We start from the raw sequence: 16,725 nt of genomic DNA, 5'->3' as shown, positions 1-16,725 counted from the left end.
GGCGATCCATGCTCAGGGATGGACCGGGACGGCGATCCAGCGTCCGTTCCTCTCAGCATCGAAGGCGAGAACCAGCGCAATGTGAATTTGATTTCCGTCTTCCGGCTGGTAGACCACCGCGCCGCCGATCCTGAATTCGACCGAGCATGTGCGCTCGGCCGGAACAGCCGTTGCCTGCCGCGCAGCCTGACGGTTCGGGACACCTTCCTTCTCGATCATCTGCAGGCTGAAACCAAGGACACGCTTGTCGACCGTTGCGCATTCCTTCGGCGTCGGCACCGGCATCTCGCCGAGCGAGAGCGTATAGGGCGTCTTCGGCGGCCCATCGATCGCAAGTGTGGTGTAGCGAAGTGTCTTCGAGGGCGAGCCGAGCTCGGTTGGCGGGTTGAAGGCGGCAATCAGACCCGGATTTGTCAGAAGGTCGTACTTATCCATCTGGCTGCGCGCCGCCGTTAAGTTCTGGCGTCGGGCCTTGGAAAGATTGGCGTCCTTATCCGTCAGTTCGGTGCGAAAGGGGGTGCCTTCGAGATATTGGCCGCCGTCGGTATTGATGAAGTAGGTTTCCGAATAGGGAGTCTTGCTGTTTTCTTTGATGCCGAATTCCTGAAATGCGAAGACCTTGCCGTCAGCGGAAAAGCCGATCGGCTGGATGCTGGCAATGTCTCCGGCCAGCGACAAGCCGGGCAGGCCAGCCAATGCGGCGGCAATCATGCCACCAAAGATCAGACGCTTCCTCATGCTCGTGCCCCTTCGGCTGCCTGACGCAATTCGGCGACGGTCTTACGATAGCTGTCGACCGTACCGCCCTTGAAAATTGCCGAGCCGGCGACGAGCACGTTGGCGCCGGCGCGCGCGATATCAGTCGCCGTTTCCACGGTGACGCCGCCGTCGACCTCGAGTTCGATCGGCCGGTCACCGATCAGAGACTTTGCCGCGGCGATCTTGGCCGTCATCGCGGGAATGAATTTCTGTCCGCCGAAACCGGGATTGACCGACATGATGAGGATGAGGTCAACGTCGTCGACCACGTTTTCGACGGCGCTCAGCGGCGTCGCCGGATTGATCGTCACGCCGACCTTCTTGCCAAGATTGCGGATGGTTTGCAGTGAGCGGTGCAGATGTGGCCCGGATTCGGCATGCACGGTGATGCGGTCGCAGCCCGCCTTGGCGAAGGCTTCGAGGTAGTCATCGACCGGAGAGATCATCAGATGGCAGTCGAAAGTGGCATTCGTATAGGAACGCAGCGACTTGATGACATCGGGACCGAAGGAGATGTTCGGCACGAAATGCCCATCCATCACGTCAAGGTGGATCCAGTCGGCGCCGGCGGCCGTTACGTCGCGCACCTCCTCGCCGAGCCTGGCGAAATCCGCCGCGAGGATCGAAGGGGCAATGCGAATGGGCAGCGTCATCAAGTCTTACTCCCGTATGGGCGCCATCTGCGCACGGCGCCGGAATTCAGGGCTGGCGGCCGCTCATTGAGTCGGCGCAGCAGGTGGAAAAAAGCCATTGCCCCGCCATTCAAGCAGGCGGTAGGGGTTTTGCGAAAGCTCGTGCGCGCCGGTGAAGGCGACCGCGCCGATCGGTGTCTGGAACGTCGTGCCGACAAGGGTCTCCCGCAGCGGCTTACCGGCGGCAGCGGCGGCTTCGGCCGCCTGGCCGGCAATCAGGGCCGCCGCCAGGGATGGCAGGACATAACCTTCAGGCTCGGTGCCCTTGGCGCGCAAAGCGCCGGCCGCCGGCGCGCCTTCTGGCAAAAGCGCATATTCGGGCAGGGCGACGGCACGCACGCCGGGGGCGAGAGGCAGCGGCTGATCGGCGGCGCGCATGGCGTCGCCGCCGAGGATCGACAGCGGAATGTTTTCCGCCTTGGCGTCGCGGGCCATGACGGCGACGTCGTTGCGATCGCCGCCAACGAAGACCCTTGTGGCGCCGGCCCGTTTCAGGCGGCGGACGAGGGCGATCTGCTGCTCCTGTCCCGGACGGTAGGTATCGGTGAAAACTGGCTTCAGGCCGTTCTGCTCCAGCGCATTGCGCACGGCTTCCGTCAGTTCGCGGCCATGAATGGTGCCGTCCTCGATCAGCGCGATCGGGTCGGCTGCCCAGTCCTTGAGGATCACCTCGATGATCTTTGCCGCCTCAGTGCCGTCGGCCGGTGCCAAGCGGAAGAGCGGCCAGCCGTTTTTCAGCGCATCCTCCATCAGGATGCGCGAACGTGCCGAAACGGTGATCGCGGGAATATTGGCGTCCTTCAGCTTCGGCAGTGCGCCTTCCAGCGTCTCACTGCAGAGAAAACCAATGGCAATCTGCACCTTGGCACTCACGAGCGCATCGGCGACCGCCGCGCCGCTATTGTCCTCGCAGGTCTCGTTGACGGCGACGAGGGTATTGCCTGATTGCTGGATCTCGAAACCGGCGCCGGCGGCGATCTGCGCGCCGAGCAGGCCGAGCGGCCCGCCCTGCGGGGCGACGACGCCGATCGTCACGCCGGCCGCATGACCTTGCGTCGCCGTTCCGAGCAGCGTCAGAAAGGCTGCTATGCCACGCAGGTTGATCATGAAAGGCGAAGATCCCTAGCCATCGTCCATGCCCTTTTATCCGTAAGGCCGCAATCGTCAAAGAAAAACAAGCGGAACCCAGCGCTTTTCACCGGTCCTATTGTAGAAAAGGTAACCGATGCTCGCCATATTGGCGCGATAGCAAGTCGAACTACGGTGCCGGACCTCATTTCAGTCGCGCAAAGGACACTGTAGCATTTTGAATTGCTGCATAGTTCTCCTAAATCGATCCCGATTTAAGGAACGACGCAGGCAGAAGAGCGCGCGGAGAAGCACGTGTTGAACAGGCAGCATATCGACCCCGGCCTTTATCGCGATGCCATGAGCCGTTATGCCGGTCATGTGCAGCTCGTGACGACGGCGATGGAAGGTCTGCGCCGCGGCGTCACCATCACCGCCGCCTGCTCGGTATCGGACAATCCGGCTTCGGTGCTGATCTGCCTCAACAATACCAATCCGAAGAACGAGATCTTTTTCCGCAGCGGCATCTTCGTGCTCAACACGCTCGGCGCCCACCACCAGGCCGTCGCCGACGCTTTTTCCGGGCGCACCGCGATTGCCAATGACGAGCGCTTCGCCAGCGGCCGTTTCGACACGCTCGTCACCGGCGCCCCCGTTCTTGCCGATGCGCTCGCCGCCTTCGACTGCCGGGTGACCGACATCAAGGAAATGCCGACACACAATGTCATCTTCGGTGAGGTTGCCGCCGTCCGCTTCAGCGAGAAGCACCCGGCGCTCATCTATATGAACCGGGATTATCACACGCTGTAATGCGGCTGGCGGGTAAGGAAACAGAGAATGGATAATGCCGGGATCGAGGAAATGTTTCAGGGGCTCGGCCCCGTCACGATCAAGCGGATGTTCGGAGGCAAGGGCATCTATCATCTCGGGCGCATCGTCGCCGTCGAAGTGCGCGACGAGATGCTGCTGAAAGCCGATGAGACGAGCGCCCCGGAATTTGCTGCCGCCGGCGCCACGCAATGGGCCTATGAAGGCAAAAAGGGCAAGCCGGTGAAAATGCCCTACTGGTCGATTCCCGAAGAGGCTTACGACGATCCCGATCTGATGGCGAAGTGGGTGCGGCTCGCCTATGAGGCGGCGCTTCGCGCCGAAAGTTGAGCGGGTGGCAAGGCTGCGATCGCCGCCTTGGTGAAGGCTGACAGCGGTTCCGGCAAATCCGTCAAGGGAAACCAGCCGAAATCCGAAAGCTTGTCCGGCTCGGTCAATTGCGGCTCGCCATCGACGTCGCGCGCGAGATAAAGGATCGAGATCCAGTGCTGGCGGTCGGCATCGATGATCTGTTCGGTCATGCCGATGCGCTCGATCCGGCCGATCCTGAGGCCGGTTTCTTCCTCGGCCTCGCGGCGCGCAGCTTCTTCAGCCGGCTCCATGTGATCGACCTTGCCGCCGACGATGTTCCAGTAGCCGGCTTCAGGTGGCCGAATGCGCTTGTAGAGAAGGATCCTGCCTTGGCGTAGGATCACCAAGCCGACGCCAAGGCCCGGGAAGTCGACGCCAGGCTTGCCCAATGGATGTTATACCTTGGCGCTGCCGGCGATCAGCATGAAGGCGGGGATATCGTCGCCGAAACCGACCGGAGTCGGGCCGTCATCGTGATCACGATGACGGCGGCGGTCGCGGCTGTCGTCATTTGCCGGATAAGGCCGATTGTTGCGCGCATTGTTTTGCGGCTTCTGCTCTGCTTTGCGCTCGTTCTTCACGACTTCGGCCTTTGCTGGTGCTGCTGTGATCACTTGGACGTCATTATCCTGTATGTCGTTATCAGATTTATGACTCGCAGTACTGTGTCTGCCGCGTCCGCGCCCGCGATCCTTGTCGCCACGTTCGCGTCCGTTGCGGCGAGGACGGTCGCTGTCCTTGCCTTCTTCCGCCGGTGGCAGCGAGTTCAGGTCGCCATTCAGCCATTCGACATTTTCGCCGATCAGCCTCTCGATCGCGTCGACGAATTTCGTGTCGCGCTTGGTGACGAGAGTGAAGGCGGCGCCGGATCGGCCGGCGCGGCCGGTGCGGCCGATGCGGTGGACATAGTCCTCGGAGTGGATCGGCACGTCGAAATTGAAGACGTGGCTGACATCGGGAATGTCGAGACCGCGTGCGGCAACGTCGGAGGCCACCAGCAGCTGGAGGTTGCCGTCACGGAAGTTCTGCAGCATCGTCGTGCGGGAACGCTGGTCCATGTCACCATGCAGCGCACCGACGGAGAAGCCGTGGCGTTCCAACGAACGGAAGAGATCGGCGACATCCTTCTTGCGGTTGCAGAAGATGATCGCGTTCTTGAGTTCGGTCTGGGCGCGGACCAGCTCACGTAAAACCGCGCGCTTCTCGTAATCCTTGCTGTGCGAGGCGACGAAGCGCTGCGTCACGGTCTTTGCGGCCGAAGCGGGCTTTGCCACTTCGATGCGCTCCGGGTTCTGCAGGAACCGGTCGGCGAGCTTCTGGATCTCCGGCGGCATGGTGGCCGAGAAGAACAGCGTCTGGCGGGTGAAGGGGATGAGCTTGGCGATGCGCTCGATGTCGGGAATGAAGCCCATGTCGAGCATGCGGTCGGCCTCGTCGATGACAAGGATTTCAACGCCGCTCATCAAGAGCTTGCCGCGCTCGAAATGGTCGAGCAGGCGGCCGGGCGTGCAGATCAGCACGTCGGCGCCGCGCTCGAGCTTGCGATCCTGGTCCTCGAAGGAAACGCCGCCGATCAGAAGCGCGACATTGAGGCGGTGGTTCTTGCCGTACTTCTCGAAATTCTCGGCGACCTGAGCGGCGAGTTCGCGCGTCGGCTCGAGGATCAGCGTGCGGGGCATGCGGGCGCGGGCGCGGCCCTTTTCCAGAAGCGACAGCATCGGCAGGACAAAGGATGCCGTCTTGCCGGTGCCCGTCTGCGCGATGCCGCAAATATCGCGGCGTTCGAGCGCAAAAGGAATGGCTCCCGCCTGAATAGGCGTGGGGGTCGAATAGCCCGCATCGGCAACGGCCGATAGCACTTTTTGGCTCAAGCCAAGGTCAGCGAATGTCGTCAAAGGGAAAACTGTTTCCGTTCCGGTTCGGCCGAGCTCTGAACGAGTCGGCGGGATTGCATGCCGCAATGCAGCGCGACATAGCTCCGAATGGCCGGCAAGTCAAGAAATAGAGAGGCCGCACCCTGTGCAGAGTGAAGCTTTGGTTACCGGGCGGGTATTACTTGATATAGGTGGCGAGTTTAAGGCCCGCATTCATGAAATATACTGGATCGACCGCATGGCCGTTCTGGCGCACTTCATAATGCAGATGGGTACCGGTCGAGCGGCCGGTGCTGCCGGCAAGGCCGATGACGTCGTTGCGGTCGACCGTATCTCCGGCCGTGACCAGAACCTGGGACATGTGGCCATAACGCGTCGAGATGCCGTTGCCGTGATCAATCTCGACCATATTGCCGTAACCGCCTGTCCAGCCGGCCGATATCACCTTGCCGGGCGCTGTCGGGCGGATCTTTTCGCCCGGCGAAAAGCGGAAGTCTACGCCGGAATGCAGCGCCAGGCGGCCCAGGAAAGGATCGCGCCGGTTGCCGAAGGGGCTGGTCATTTCCTTGCCGATGGCGGGGTTGCGGAAGGGCAGGGATTCGGCGGTATTACGCACAGCTTCGAGCCGTGTCAGCGCGCCGTCGAGAGCGATCAGCGAATTGTTGAAATCATCATTGCTCTCCGGCTCGACGAATGGGCCGCCAACGGCGCTGTCGTCCCAGTCCTGCTTGGTAGCGGTCTCGGGCATCGGAATCTTGAACCGGGTCAGCACGCTCTCGATGGCATTGGCGGCATTGCCGGCGTCGCTCGTCAGTTGCTCGACGCGGTTGCGCTGGTCCTGTTCGACATCCTTCAGCGACAGCGTCACCTTGGAGAAGATGCGGTCGGCGCGATCGCCGACCGTCTCTGTGGCCGGTACGTAGGCAAGAGTCGTATTGTCGGGAGTGGCGTCGGCTGGTGCGCCGCCTGCGAGCTGTTTCTCGATAGCCTCGATGCCGCTTTCGCCAAGCGAAGCGCGCTTGTCCTTAATGGCCGGGGCATAGGATTGCGCAGGCGAAGACGGCGCGCTTTCCTTATCTGTGAGCCCGGAGCTTTCGGCACGATCGAGCAAGTTGTCGAGCTTGCCGTGGCGTGAGGTGAGCGCCATCTGCTGCTCCATCAGCTTGTCGACTTTGTCTTCCACTACCTGCTGGTCAAGAAGCTGACGGGAGGTGATGCGGTCGACCTGGGCGCGAAGGGCGGCGATGCGGTCCTCATAGTCGTGCTGCATGCGGGCCTGGCGCGCCATGGCGGCGCCGATCAGGTCGTCGCGCAGGACGAGATAGGAGGTCGCCAGCAGATAGCCGATGGAAAAGACGCCGAGGAAGCAGAAGGCGAGAGCGGCCATCCACGGCCGAACCGTCATGTAGCGGACCTTGTCACCGCTTGCCAGGATCAGAATATGTTCCTGCGCCTGCTTGCCGAATACCCGGTGCTGATGTCCGCCGTTCACGCAGGCTCTCCCGATTGATGCTCTACGCCTCTTTCGGAAAATTAGACACGTTTATGGTTAATGAATGCTTTCGTCGTCGCGGTTTACGTTAGAAAATCGATCAGCTCACGCATGGCTGATCGATGCCAGGGAGCGGTAGAAGGATGGCGTCAGCCCGGCTTCGGCGCGAGCGAGATCGTTGAAAGGCGGCTTCAGCGGCCCGCGGAAATTGGCGCGCACCAGCTCCTGAAAGGCCTTTGCCGGATCGCGTTTCTCCCGCGCGCAGAGGAAGCGGAACCATTTGGCGCCGACGGCGACGTGACCTTTCTCGTCGTTGTAGATGACATCGAGCACCGCTGCGCTTTCGAGATCGCCAGTCTCACGCATCTTCGCCTGCAGCGAAGGGGTGACGTCGAGACCGCGGGCTTCCAGAATGAGCGGCACGACGGCGAGTCTCGCCGTGAGATCATTGCGCGTCGAATGAGCCGCCTGCCACAACCCGTCATGGGCGGGAAGATCGCCGTAATCGGCGCCGAGGTCATTCAGGCGGGCGCGCACCATGCGGAAATGCTTCGCTTCCTCGAAGGCGACCTGCATCCAGCCGTCGAAGAAGGAATTGGGCACAGGCTCGGTCGCGAATCGTGCGACGATATCGAGCGCCAGATCGACGGCGTTGAGCTCGATATGAGCAATGGCATGGAGAAGGGCGATCCGGCCTTTCAGCGTGTGCAGCGAGCGCCTTTCCACCTGGGTCGGCGGCGTCAGTACCGGTTTCTTGGGGCGACCGGGCCTCTCCGGCAGGGCTGCGTCGAGCGGTGAGCGCAGCGACACCCGGCGGGCGAACCAACGGGTGGCGCTTTCCTGCGCAAGGGCGGTCTTGCGGTCGAGATCGGCTGAGCGGATGGCGTCGATAGCGCCGCCGCGCAGCGAGCTTATCGCGAGATCACCGGTCACGCGGCCAGGTTCCTGACGGCTTCGAGGACGGTCTCGGCATGGCCCTGCACCTTCACCTTCTGCCAGATCGTCGCGATCGTGCCGTCCTGGCGGATGAGGAAAGTCGTGCGCTCCACGCCCATGAAATTGCGGCCGTACATACTCTTTTCCTTCCAGACACCGTAGGCCTGGAGCGTCGTCTTCTCTTCGTCGGAGGCGAGCGCCACCGAAAGACGGTGCTTTTTGATGAACTTGTCATGGCAGGCTGCCGAATCGGGTGACATGCCGATAACGGCAGCACCTGCTGCTTCAAACTCCGGCGCCAGCGCTGTGAAAGCCAGCGATTCGGCCGTGCAGCCTGTCGTATCGTCCTTGGGGTAGAAGAAGATAACGAGGGGCCGGCCGTGAAAATCGGAAAGCGAGACACGGCCGCCGCCATCGCGGGGGAGGTTGAAGTTGGGGGCCAGGGCACCGATGCCGGGAACCGCCATTGGGAAAACCTTTCTTTTGCCGGGTTTATGGATGACACTCTCTGTCCCCGAATTATATATTGGACGGAAACCCGTCCAGCATGGCCGGGTTCAATTCTTCGATTTAAGGGAGAGCCCGAGGGCGCATGTCAGCCATCCGCGGCGAAAAGGTCACGTTTCGCAAGAAGGATATCGTTGCGCTGGACCGCTTGCCGTCCGCTCAGGCCGAGGATCCGATCATCGTTCATTGCCCGCCGCCGCGTTCGCCGATGCGCCGGACGGCGAAGCTGACGTCAGTTTTTCTAGGACTGATTCTCCTTATCCTTGCTGCCATCGTGTTCACCATCGAAGGCGGCATGTTCGACAAGCCGCTGTCTCAGCAGGCGCAGGCGGCGCTTGATGGCGTGGCTGGACCGCGTTACCGCGCCGAAGTCGGCTCCACCGTCATCCGGTTCACCTCCGACTTCCGACTGGCGCTGGAAGCGCGCAACGTCAATATGATCGACCAGAAGAGCGGCCAGCATCTGTCGACGACGGGTTCGGTGCGCCTGGGCCTCGATCCGCTGCAGCTTTTCCGCGGCCGCATCGCCGTTGCGGATATCGAAGCGGAGGATATCGCACTCGACACCGCGCTTCTGCCTTCCGGCAACCCGGTCAAGCTTGACGATCTGCGCCTCGACGCCATGCCGGCGGTGATGGAGACGATCTTCGCGCAACTCGACGTGTTCGACAGCATCGTGACGCGCGGCTCGACGAATTCGGTGCGCATCTCCGGCATCGACATCAAGCTTGCCGATACCGCGAACGGCCCGCTGTCGCTCGTCGTCGACAATCTGGTGTTTGCTCTTGGCGGGCCATCCTCGCTGCAATTGAGAGGCGAGGTGGCGCTTAACGGCGAGGTGGCGGAACTCGACGTGCTGGCCGAGAAGGAAGACGGCCAGGTGTCGAAGGTGACGGCGACGCTCAAGCATGCGAACCTGACGCCGTTTACGCTGAAACGCAACGATCAGGGCGTGATACGGCAGGGACTTAACACTTTTGCCGATCTGACTGTGTCGGCCACCAGGGCGCGCGATGGCGTCGAGCCGGCGCTCGCGGCGACGATCGACGTCGATCCCGGTCTGATCTATGCCGACGGCGATCCGCAGGAACTGTCGGGCGGGCAAATCAATCTGTCCTATGACTTCGTCAAGCAGACAGTCGAGATCGCTAAATCGAATCTCCGGTTCGGCGCAACCACGCTGCCCCTCAATGGCGCGCTGATCGATCTCGACAAACTCGATCCTAAAGCCGGCAAGGGCTTCGGCATCGATCTGCTCGTCAGCGGCGGCACTGCCGCCCCGAGCGGCTCCGGCGAAGAGCCTGTTGCCTTCGATGTCCAGGCGACCGGACGCTATATGGTCGCCGGCCGGGAATTCCTGTTTCCCAATATGACTGTCTCCAGCCCGCTCGGCGCGCTCTACGGGGCGTTGCACATCAGGCTCGGTGACAAATCGCCGGAAATCAGCTTTGCCGGCCAGTCCAGAGAGCTGCAGACGACGGCGATCAAGCAGCTCTGGCCGTTCTGGATGGCGCCTAAGGTGCGCACTTGGGTGCATGGCAATCTCTTCGGCGGCACCGTGACCGATGCCTCGATTTCAGTCTTCATTCCCTTTGGTCGGCTTGACGAGGCAGCCGGCGGTAAAGGATTGAAGCTCGACACCAATCAGATCCGCATTGGCTTCGATATTGCAGGCGCGCGGATGAACGTCGCCGGCGACATTCCGCCGGTCCGTGATACGGCGGCGCATTTCGATCTGACCGGTCCCGTTGCAACGATTTCGATCAAGAGCGGCATGTCCTATTTTCCCTCCGGCCGGTCCGTCGGCCTCGGGCAGGGAACGTTCGTCATACCGTCCGCCTACGACAAACCGCTGATGGCCGATATCGATCTTGCGGTCTCGGGCGCGGCGGACGCCATAGGCGAGCTCCTCACCTATAAGCCGATCCGGGTGCTGCAGCGCGCCGGCTTTACGCCCGACGATTTCAAGGGGCATATCGACGCGAATGTGAAGGCGCATTTCGGACTACTGTCGTCACAAAACCCGCCGCCGGCCGAGTGGAAGGCCGCCATGAAGCTCGCTGACGTCGATCTTGCCAAGCCGTTTTCCGGCCGCACGATCAGCAATGTCAGCGGCATTCTGAACGGCGATCCGAAGCAGATCACGCTCGACGCCAAAGGCGAGATCGACGGCATTCCTGCCGATATCGATCTGACCGAGCCGGTCGAGGCGTCGTCGGGTGTGCAGCGGCAGCGCGTGATTACGGCGACGCTCTCCGATGAGCAGCGCAGCAAGGTGATGCCCGGGCTTTCCGATATCGTCAGGGGCAACCTGAAGATGGTGCTGACGCGGATCGACGATGACCGGCAAGACGTTCAGCTCGACCTCACCAAATCGATGCTCGACCTACCCTGGATCGGCTGGTCGAAAGGCAGCGGCATTGCCGCCTCCGCGGAATTCGAAATGTCCGGCCCGCCCGAGAATACCGAGATCAAGAATTTCCGGCTGAAGGGTGACGGCTTCGGCGCCAGCGGATCGCTTGTTGTCGGCAAGACCGGCCTTATCTCGGCGGATTTCGACAGCGTCAGGCTCTCCTCGCTCGACGATTTCGCTCTGTCGGTCAAACGCAGCAAGGGCAATTTCGACGTCTCCGTTTCCGGCGACAGCGCCGATGCGCGGCCGATCATCGCCCGATTAAAATCGGGCTCGGAGGGCGGCGAAGACGGCGATGGCGACAACACCGGCGTATCGGTGCGCGCCAAGCTGAAAAACGTCGTCGGCTTCAATGACGAGAAGGTCGGCAATTTCCAGGCGCAGGTGTCACTGCGCGGCGACAAGCTGCAGACGCTGAATTTTTCCGGCATCACGGACAGCGGCGAGGCCGTTGTCAGCCAGATGAAGGACGGCGGTGTCATCAATATCACCAGCGGCGACGCCGGTGCGGTATCGCGTTTTGCCGATCTCTATCAGCACATACAGGGCGGCCTGCTCAACCTGGCTATCCGGCTTTCGCCGCAGGGTGGATGGGACGGCTCGCTGGATGTGCGCCGCTTCTCGATCGTCAACGAACAGCGCCTGCATTCGATCGTCTCGACACCTGTCGGAAACGAGCAGCGAAGCCTCAATGAGGCGGTCAAACGCGACATCGACACCTCTTCGCAACGCTTCCAGCGCGGCTTTGCCCGCGTCATCTCGCGCAATGGCATGGTCGGTATCGAGAACGGCGTGCTGCGCGGCGACCAGATCGGCGCGACTTTCCAGGGCGTGGTGCGCGACCGCAAGGGCAATATGGATATGACCGGCACCTTCATGCCGGCCTATGGCCTCAACCGCCTCTTTGCCGAATTGCCGCTGATCGGCGTCATCCTCGGCAATGGCAGCGACCGCGGCCTGATCGGCATTACCTTCAAGCTCACCGGCAAGTTCGACCAGCCGAACCTGCAGATCAATCCGCTATCGATCATCGCGCCTGGTGTTTTCCGGCAGATTTTCGAATTCCAGTGAGGAAAAGCGAGACTTAGATATCTTTCCGCCTGAGGAGATAGTCGAGACCGCCGACCCGATACCAGCGGTAGCCATAGGCATCGAGCATGACCGTATGGCGCCCTTTGTCGTCGGCTTCGCTGCTTGCCCCATCGGCAATATCGATCAGCAATCGCCCGAGTTCACCAACATCAGGATCGAAGGTCACTTCCGTCGGGTGCGGATGCAAGTTATGCAGGATCAGCACCGAATTGCCGCGCCAGTCATAACGCAGCGCCAGCACGCCGTCGTCACCTGTGTCGACCGTTGAGAAATCGCCCCAGCCGATCTCGGGAGCCTCCTTGCGCATCCGGATCATCCGCTCGGTCCAGTTCAAGAGCGAATTCGGATCGCGCCGCTGGACGGCGACATTGATATGTTCGAAACCGTAGGGGCCGTCCTTGATAACAGGCGAAACGGACTTCGCGCTTTTGGTGAAACCGCCTTCCGGCTCCGTCGACCATTGCATCGGCGTGCGCGCGCAGCTGCGCTCCGGCAGGCACAAATCGTCGCCCATGCCGATTTCATCGCCGTAGCGGATGACTGGCGTTCCGGGCAGCGAGAACAGCAGGCTGTAGGCCAACTCGATCCTGCGACGATCGCCGCCGAGCATGGGCGCGAGGCGCCGGCGAATGCCCCTGTCGTAGAGCTGCATGCCCTTTTCGGGGCCAAACGCGGCGAATACTGCGTCGCGCTGCTTATCCGTCAGGCGACCGAGATCGAGTTCATCGTGATTGCGAAGAAACAGCCCCCATTGCGCGGTCGCCGGGCGCGGCTTGGTGACCTCCATCGCCTTCTTCAGAGGCCGCGTGTCGGCGGTCGCGAGCGCATAAAACAGCGTCTGATTGACTTGGAAATTGAACATCATCTGCATGCGGTCGCCATCGTCGCCGAAATATTCGAAATTGTCCTTCGGCAGGATATTGGCCTCCGCCAGCACGATGGAGTCTCCCAGGCGCCATTGCAGGAATTCGCGAAACTTCCTCAGCATGTCAAACTGCTCGACCGGCTTGGTGACCTCGGCGCCCTTCGTGGCAATGATGAAAGGGGCAGCGTCCATTCGGAAGCCCGAGACGCCGAGCTGAATCCAGAAGCCCATTATCTTGAGGATCTCCGCCTGCACCTCAGGATTGGAGGTGTTGAGATCAGGCTGGTGATCGTAGAAGCGGTGGAAATAATAGGCCCTGGCTTTTTCGTCATAGGTCCAGGTCGTCTTCTGGACACCCGGGAAGACCATGCCCTGATCAGCGTTTGCAGGCTTTTTGTCTGACCAGACGTACCAATCGCGATAGCGTGACTGTGGATCGCTTCTGGCGTCTTCGAACCAGGGATGATCCTTCGAGGTGTGATTGATCACCAGATCGATCAACACCCGGATGCCCCGCTGTTTGGCACCATGGGTGAACTCGACGAAGTCGCCAAGCGACCCATAGCGCGGGTCTACATTATAGTAATCCGAAACGTCGTAGCCGTCGTCGCGACCGGGCGAAGTCTGGAACGGCATGAGCCAGATTGCCGTCACGCCGAGGCCGGAGAGATAGTCGAGACGGCGCATCAGGCCTTGAAAATCACCGACGCCGTCGCCGTTCGCATCCATGAAGGTCTCGACGGACAGGCAGTAGATGACGGCGTTCTTATACCAGAGGTCGTTGATCATGACGGCGCTCCAAATGCATCTGGTCGCAAATCCCGTCGGGCGGAAAAGGTTCCGGGAAGGCGATATCGTGGCGCGGCCGGCTGGATAATTGTGATCCATAGCGACAGGCTGGTCATTGATGCTTTGCTTATTTTAGATAATTCTGATGTAGTGTTGGTGCCAGGTGCAGCAGCGGTTGGCGCAATGTCGGAGAATGCCATGCAGTGCGCCCGGACAGTCTCGTTCCTATCGGCCACCATGATGGCCGTGACAGTCGGTGAGGCTTCGAATTCTGCAGAAAAGGGCGCACGGCTGAAACCGGTGAAGAGCATCCCCTCCGAGCATGTCCTACTGGTTCCGCTCGACGCAACGATGACGCCGCCGATCTTCTCGATCGGCTGGTGGTCGCGCGTACGACCCGCTTCGGAGGTCAATCCGCCCGGACCTCTCCTTCGAGAGACGAAACAAGACGAAGCGGAATACCGATGGCGGGCCGACTGATCCCGCGCCAAAGGAAAAGCCGGCGTGGCGGCCGGCTTCAAGGTCCGTCTAATTCGAAGCCACCTACGCCGCGCGGCGGATCAGGATGTGCTTCTTCTTGCCGAGCGAGAGCTTGATGACGCCATCGGCGGTGATTTCGCCGCTGCCGATCAGGCGACGTTCGTCGCTGACAGCCTCATCATTGATGCGCACTGCGCCGCCCTGGACGTGGCGACGAGCCTCGCTGTTGGAGCCGGCCAGGCCGGCGCGGACCATCAGCGAGAGCAGGCCAATGCCGCCGTCAAGCTCGGTGGCCGGGATCTCGACCGAAGGCAGGTTTTCGGCAACGCGGCCTTCCTCAAAGGTGGTGCGCGCCGTTTCGGCGGACGCCTCGGCTGCCTCACGACCGTGGACGATCGCGGTCGCTTCCGTGGCGAGAATCTTCTTCGCCTCGTTGATTTCGGCGCCGCCGAGCGCCTCGAGTCTGGCGATCTCGGCCAGCGGCAGGCGGGTGAAGATCTTCAGGAAGCGGCCGACATCGGCATCCTCGGTGTTGCGCCAGTACTGCCAGAAATCATAGGGGCTGAAGACGTCCTCGTTCAGCCAGACGGCGCCGGAGGCGGTCTTGCCCATCTTGGCGCCCGAGCTCGTGGTCAGAAGCGGCGTCGTCAGCGCGTAAAGCTGCGGCGTCCCCATGCGGTGACCGAGATCGACGCCGTTGATGATGTTGCCCCACTGGTCCGAACCGCCCATCTGCAGACGGCAGCCGTAGCGGCGGTTGAGCTCGACGAAGTCGTAGCCCTGCATGATCATGTAGTTGAATTCGAGGAAGGAGAGCGACTGCTCGCGATCGAGGCGCAGCTTGACGCTGTCGAAGGAGAGCATGCGGTTGACCGAGAAATGCCGGCCGACATCGCGCAGGAATTCGATATAGTTGAGCTTCAGCAGCCAGTCGGCATTATTGACCATGAGGGCATCGGTCGGGCCGTCTCCGAAGCGCAGGATGCGCGAGAAGATCTTTTTGATGCCTTCGATGTTGGTCGAGATCGCCTCCGGCGTCAGAAGCTTGCGCTGCTCGTCACGGAAGGAGGGGTCGCCGACCATCGAGGTGCCGCCGCCCATCAGCGCGATCGGCCGGTGGCCGGTCTCCTGCAGCCAGTAAAGCATGGTGGCGGAGATCAAATTGCCGATATGCAGGCTCGTCGCCGTTGCGTCGTAGCCGACATAGGCCGTCACGACCTCCTTCGCGAACAGGTCGTCGAGGCCGCGTTCATCGGAAACCTGATGAATGAAGCCGCGCTCTTTCAGCGTGCGGAGGAAATCGGACTTGAACTCGGACATGGCTTTCGTCTCTTCGTGCCTGCACTGCGCCCACCGGGCTTCGCGCAACTTCGTTGTTGTTGATCTGTGGCGGCGCGTTTAGCACTGTTTTTGCAAAAGTGCATCCGGGAATCGCATGGGAGGCAAGCCTCATGGATGTGGTCAGAACAGCGATCGGCCTGATGAGCGGCACGTCGATGGACGGAATCGATGTCGCGCTGATCAGAACCGACGGCCGCGGCTTCATCGAGCGCGGGCCGTTCGTGGGCGTGCCGTATGATGCAGAGTTTCGTGCGCGTCTCAAACGGGCGCTGGAACTGGCACGGCCGCTTCGCGACAGGAACGAACGGCCGGGGGAACTTCGCGAGATCGAGGACGAATTCACCCTACGGCATGCAACTGCCGTTACGGCATTCCTCGAGCGTTTCGGGTTCACGCCCAATGGCATCGACGTTGTCGGTTTCCATGGCCAGACGGTGCTTCACCGGCCGGACGAGGGACTGACGATCCAGATCGGTGACGGCCGGGAACTGGCGCGCCGAACGGGCCTGCCGGTGGTTTACGACATGCGTGCCAACGACATGGTGCATGGCGGGCAAGGTGCGCCACTGGTGCCGGTCTATCACGCTGCCCTTGCGGGAAAATTCCAGCAGGCGGGAGAGGCGGTGTGCTTCGTCAATATCGGCGGCATCTCCAACCTCACCTATGTCGGCGCTGACGGCCGGATTGCCGCCTTTGACAGCGGCCCTGGCAATACGCTGATCGACCAATGGATAGAGATGCAGACCGGCAAAACCTATGATCCCGGCGGCCAGATCGGCGGGCGCGGCAAGATCGTCCCGGCTCTGGCGGAGCGGTATCTGGACAGCCCGTTCTTCCGCGGCAATGTCCGCCGTTCGCTCGATCGCGGCGATTTCGCACCACTTCGGCCTGGCGATGCGAGCCTCGAAGACGGCGCCCGGACGCTTGCGCATGTCGCCGCCGCATCGATCGTCAAATCCGCCGGGTTCCTGCCCGAACGTCCCTCGGCCTATATCGTCTGCGGCGGCGGACGGCTGAACGGCACCTTGATGGCCGAACTCTCGGCGATGGCCGAGGGATCGAAAGTGTTGAGCGCCGAGGCCGCGGGCTTCGACGGCGATGCGATGGAGGCCGAGGCCTGGGCCTATCTTGCCGTACGCTCGCTGGACGGGCTGCCGCTTACCTTTCCCGGCACGACGGGAGTTGCGGCTCCCGTCACCGGGGGCGTGCTGGCAACGCCCTGACAAGCGAAAAACCCA

At 61.7% G+C, this 16,725-nt stretch carries 15 protein-coding genes; 5 read left to right on the top strand and 10 right to left on the bottom strand.

What is annotated here, in order from left to right; genetic code table 11:
• Positions 1–12 precede the first annotated feature (12 nt).
• The 3 genes from NXC14_RS11835 to NXC14_RS11825 all read right to left on the bottom strand — a co-directional run bounded on the left by NXC14_RS11835 (position 13) and on the right by NXC14_RS11825 (position 2,558).
• A complete protein-coding gene (locus NXC14_RS11835; RefSeq protein WP_085778302.1) occupies positions 13–738 on the bottom strand; it encodes a DUF2259 domain-containing protein in 726 nt (241 codons plus the stop codon).
• Positions 735–1,412 carry a ribulose-phosphate 3-epimerase gene (gene rpe / locus NXC14_RS11830; RefSeq protein ID WP_085778301.1) on the bottom strand — a complete coding sequence of 226 codons (678 nt, stop codon included), beginning with the start codon at positions 1,410–1,412 and terminating at the stop codon, positions 735–737. Before rpe ends, NXC14_RS11835 begins: the two co-directional genes overlap by 4 nt.
• 63 nt (positions 1,413–1,475) lie before the next feature.
• Positions 1,476–2,558, bottom strand: coding sequence for an ABC transporter substrate-binding protein (locus NXC14_RS11825; protein ID WP_085778300.1), 1,083 nt, complete (start codon positions 2,556–2,558; stop codon positions 1,476–1,478).
• 276 nt (positions 2,559–2,834) lie between these two features.
• Between NXC14_RS11825 and NXC14_RS11820 the strand changes: the two genes are divergently transcribed.
• Positions 2,835–3,329: a flavin reductase gene (locus tag NXC14_RS11820; protein WP_085778299.1), complete on the top strand. Its 495-nt coding sequence runs from the start codon at positions 2,835–2,837 to the stop codon at positions 3,327–3,329.
• 27 nt (positions 3,330–3,356) lie between these two features.
• Positions 3,357–3,677, top strand: a complete 321-nt coding sequence (locus NXC14_RS11815; RefSeq protein ID WP_064705086.1) for a TfoX/Sxy family protein — start codon at positions 3,357–3,359, stop codon at positions 3,675–3,677.
• On the opposite strand, the gene NXC14_RS11810 is transcribed toward NXC14_RS11815, so the two are convergent.
• From NXC14_RS11810 to NXC14_RS11790, 5 genes are all read right to left on the bottom strand, one after another.
• Positions 3,647–4,087 carry an NUDIX domain-containing protein gene (locus tag NXC14_RS11810; RefSeq protein WP_085778298.1) on the bottom strand — a complete coding sequence of 147 codons (441 nt, stop codon included), beginning with the start codon at positions 4,085–4,087 and terminating at the stop codon, positions 3,647–3,649. The two genes, NXC14_RS11815 and NXC14_RS11810, sit on opposite strands and share 31 nt — an antisense overlap.
• A gap of 6 nt (positions 4,088–4,093) precedes the next feature.
• The gene (locus tag NXC14_RS11805; protein ID WP_085778297.1) at positions 4,094–5,593 is read right to left on the bottom strand and encodes a DEAD/DEAH box helicase; all 1,500 of its coding nucleotides are present in this window, start codon (positions 5,591–5,593) and stop codon (positions 4,094–4,096) included.
• Positions 5,594–5,750: 157 nt separating this feature from the next.
• A complete protein-coding gene (locus NXC14_RS11800; protein WP_085778296.1) occupies positions 5,751–7,064 on the bottom strand; it encodes a peptidoglycan DD-metalloendopeptidase family protein in 1,314 nt (437 codons plus the stop codon).
• A 105-nt stretch (positions 7,065–7,169) separates the two neighbouring features.
• On the bottom strand, positions 7,170–7,997 hold the full coding sequence (locus NXC14_RS11795; RefSeq protein ID WP_085778295.1) for a ferritin-like domain-containing protein: 828 nt from the start codon (positions 7,995–7,997) through the stop codon (positions 7,170–7,172).
• Positions 7,994–8,467, bottom strand: a complete 474-nt coding sequence (locus NXC14_RS11790; protein WP_085778294.1) for a peroxiredoxin — start codon at positions 8,465–8,467, stop codon at positions 7,994–7,996. The genes NXC14_RS11795 and NXC14_RS11790 overlap by 4 nt, the downstream gene beginning before the upstream one ends.
• Positions 8,468–8,592: 125 nt before the next feature.
• Here NXC14_RS11790 and NXC14_RS11785 point away from each other — a divergent pair, with 125 nt between their 5' ends.
• Positions 8,593–11,991: an AsmA-like C-terminal domain-containing protein gene (locus NXC14_RS11785; RefSeq protein WP_085778293.1), complete on the top strand. Its 3,399-nt coding sequence runs from the start codon at positions 8,593–8,595 to the stop codon at positions 11,989–11,991.
• Positions 11,992–12,004: 13 nt separating this feature from the next.
• On the opposite strand, the gene NXC14_RS11780 is transcribed toward NXC14_RS11785, so the two are convergent.
• Positions 12,005–13,666, bottom strand: a complete 1,662-nt coding sequence (locus tag NXC14_RS11780; RefSeq protein ID WP_085780080.1) for an alpha-amylase family protein — start codon at positions 13,664–13,666, stop codon at positions 12,005–12,007.
• 183 nt (positions 13,667–13,849) lie between these two features.
• Between NXC14_RS11780 and NXC14_RS11775 the strand changes: the two genes are divergently transcribed.
• Entirely contained in the window at positions 13,850–14,146 is a 297-nt protein-coding gene (locus tag NXC14_RS11775) for a hypothetical protein (RefSeq protein WP_085778292.1), read from the top strand.
• 63 nt (positions 14,147–14,209) lie between these two features.
• Here NXC14_RS11775 and tyrS read toward each other — a convergent pair whose 3' ends face one another.
• On the bottom strand, positions 14,210–15,466 hold the full coding sequence (gene tyrS / locus NXC14_RS11770; protein ID WP_085778291.1) for a tyrosine--tRNA ligase: 1,257 nt from the start codon (positions 15,464–15,466) through the stop codon (positions 14,210–14,212).
• 131 nt (positions 15,467–15,597) lie between these two features.
• On the opposite strand from tyrS, the gene NXC14_RS11765 reads away from it, so the two are divergent.
• Positions 15,598–16,710: an anhydro-N-acetylmuramic acid kinase gene (locus tag NXC14_RS11765; RefSeq protein WP_085778290.1), complete on the top strand. Its 1,113-nt coding sequence runs from the start codon at positions 15,598–15,600 to the stop codon at positions 16,708–16,710.
• Positions 16,711–16,725: the final 15 nt, after the last annotated feature.

It is taken from the genome of Rhizobium sp. NXC14, from assembly GCF_002117485.1.
Classification (GTDB): domain Bacteria; phylum Pseudomonadota; class Alphaproteobacteria; order Rhizobiales; family Rhizobiaceae; genus Rhizobium.
Note: the sequence above shows the minus strand (reverse complement) of the source record. Positions and strands in the feature narration are given on the sequence as shown.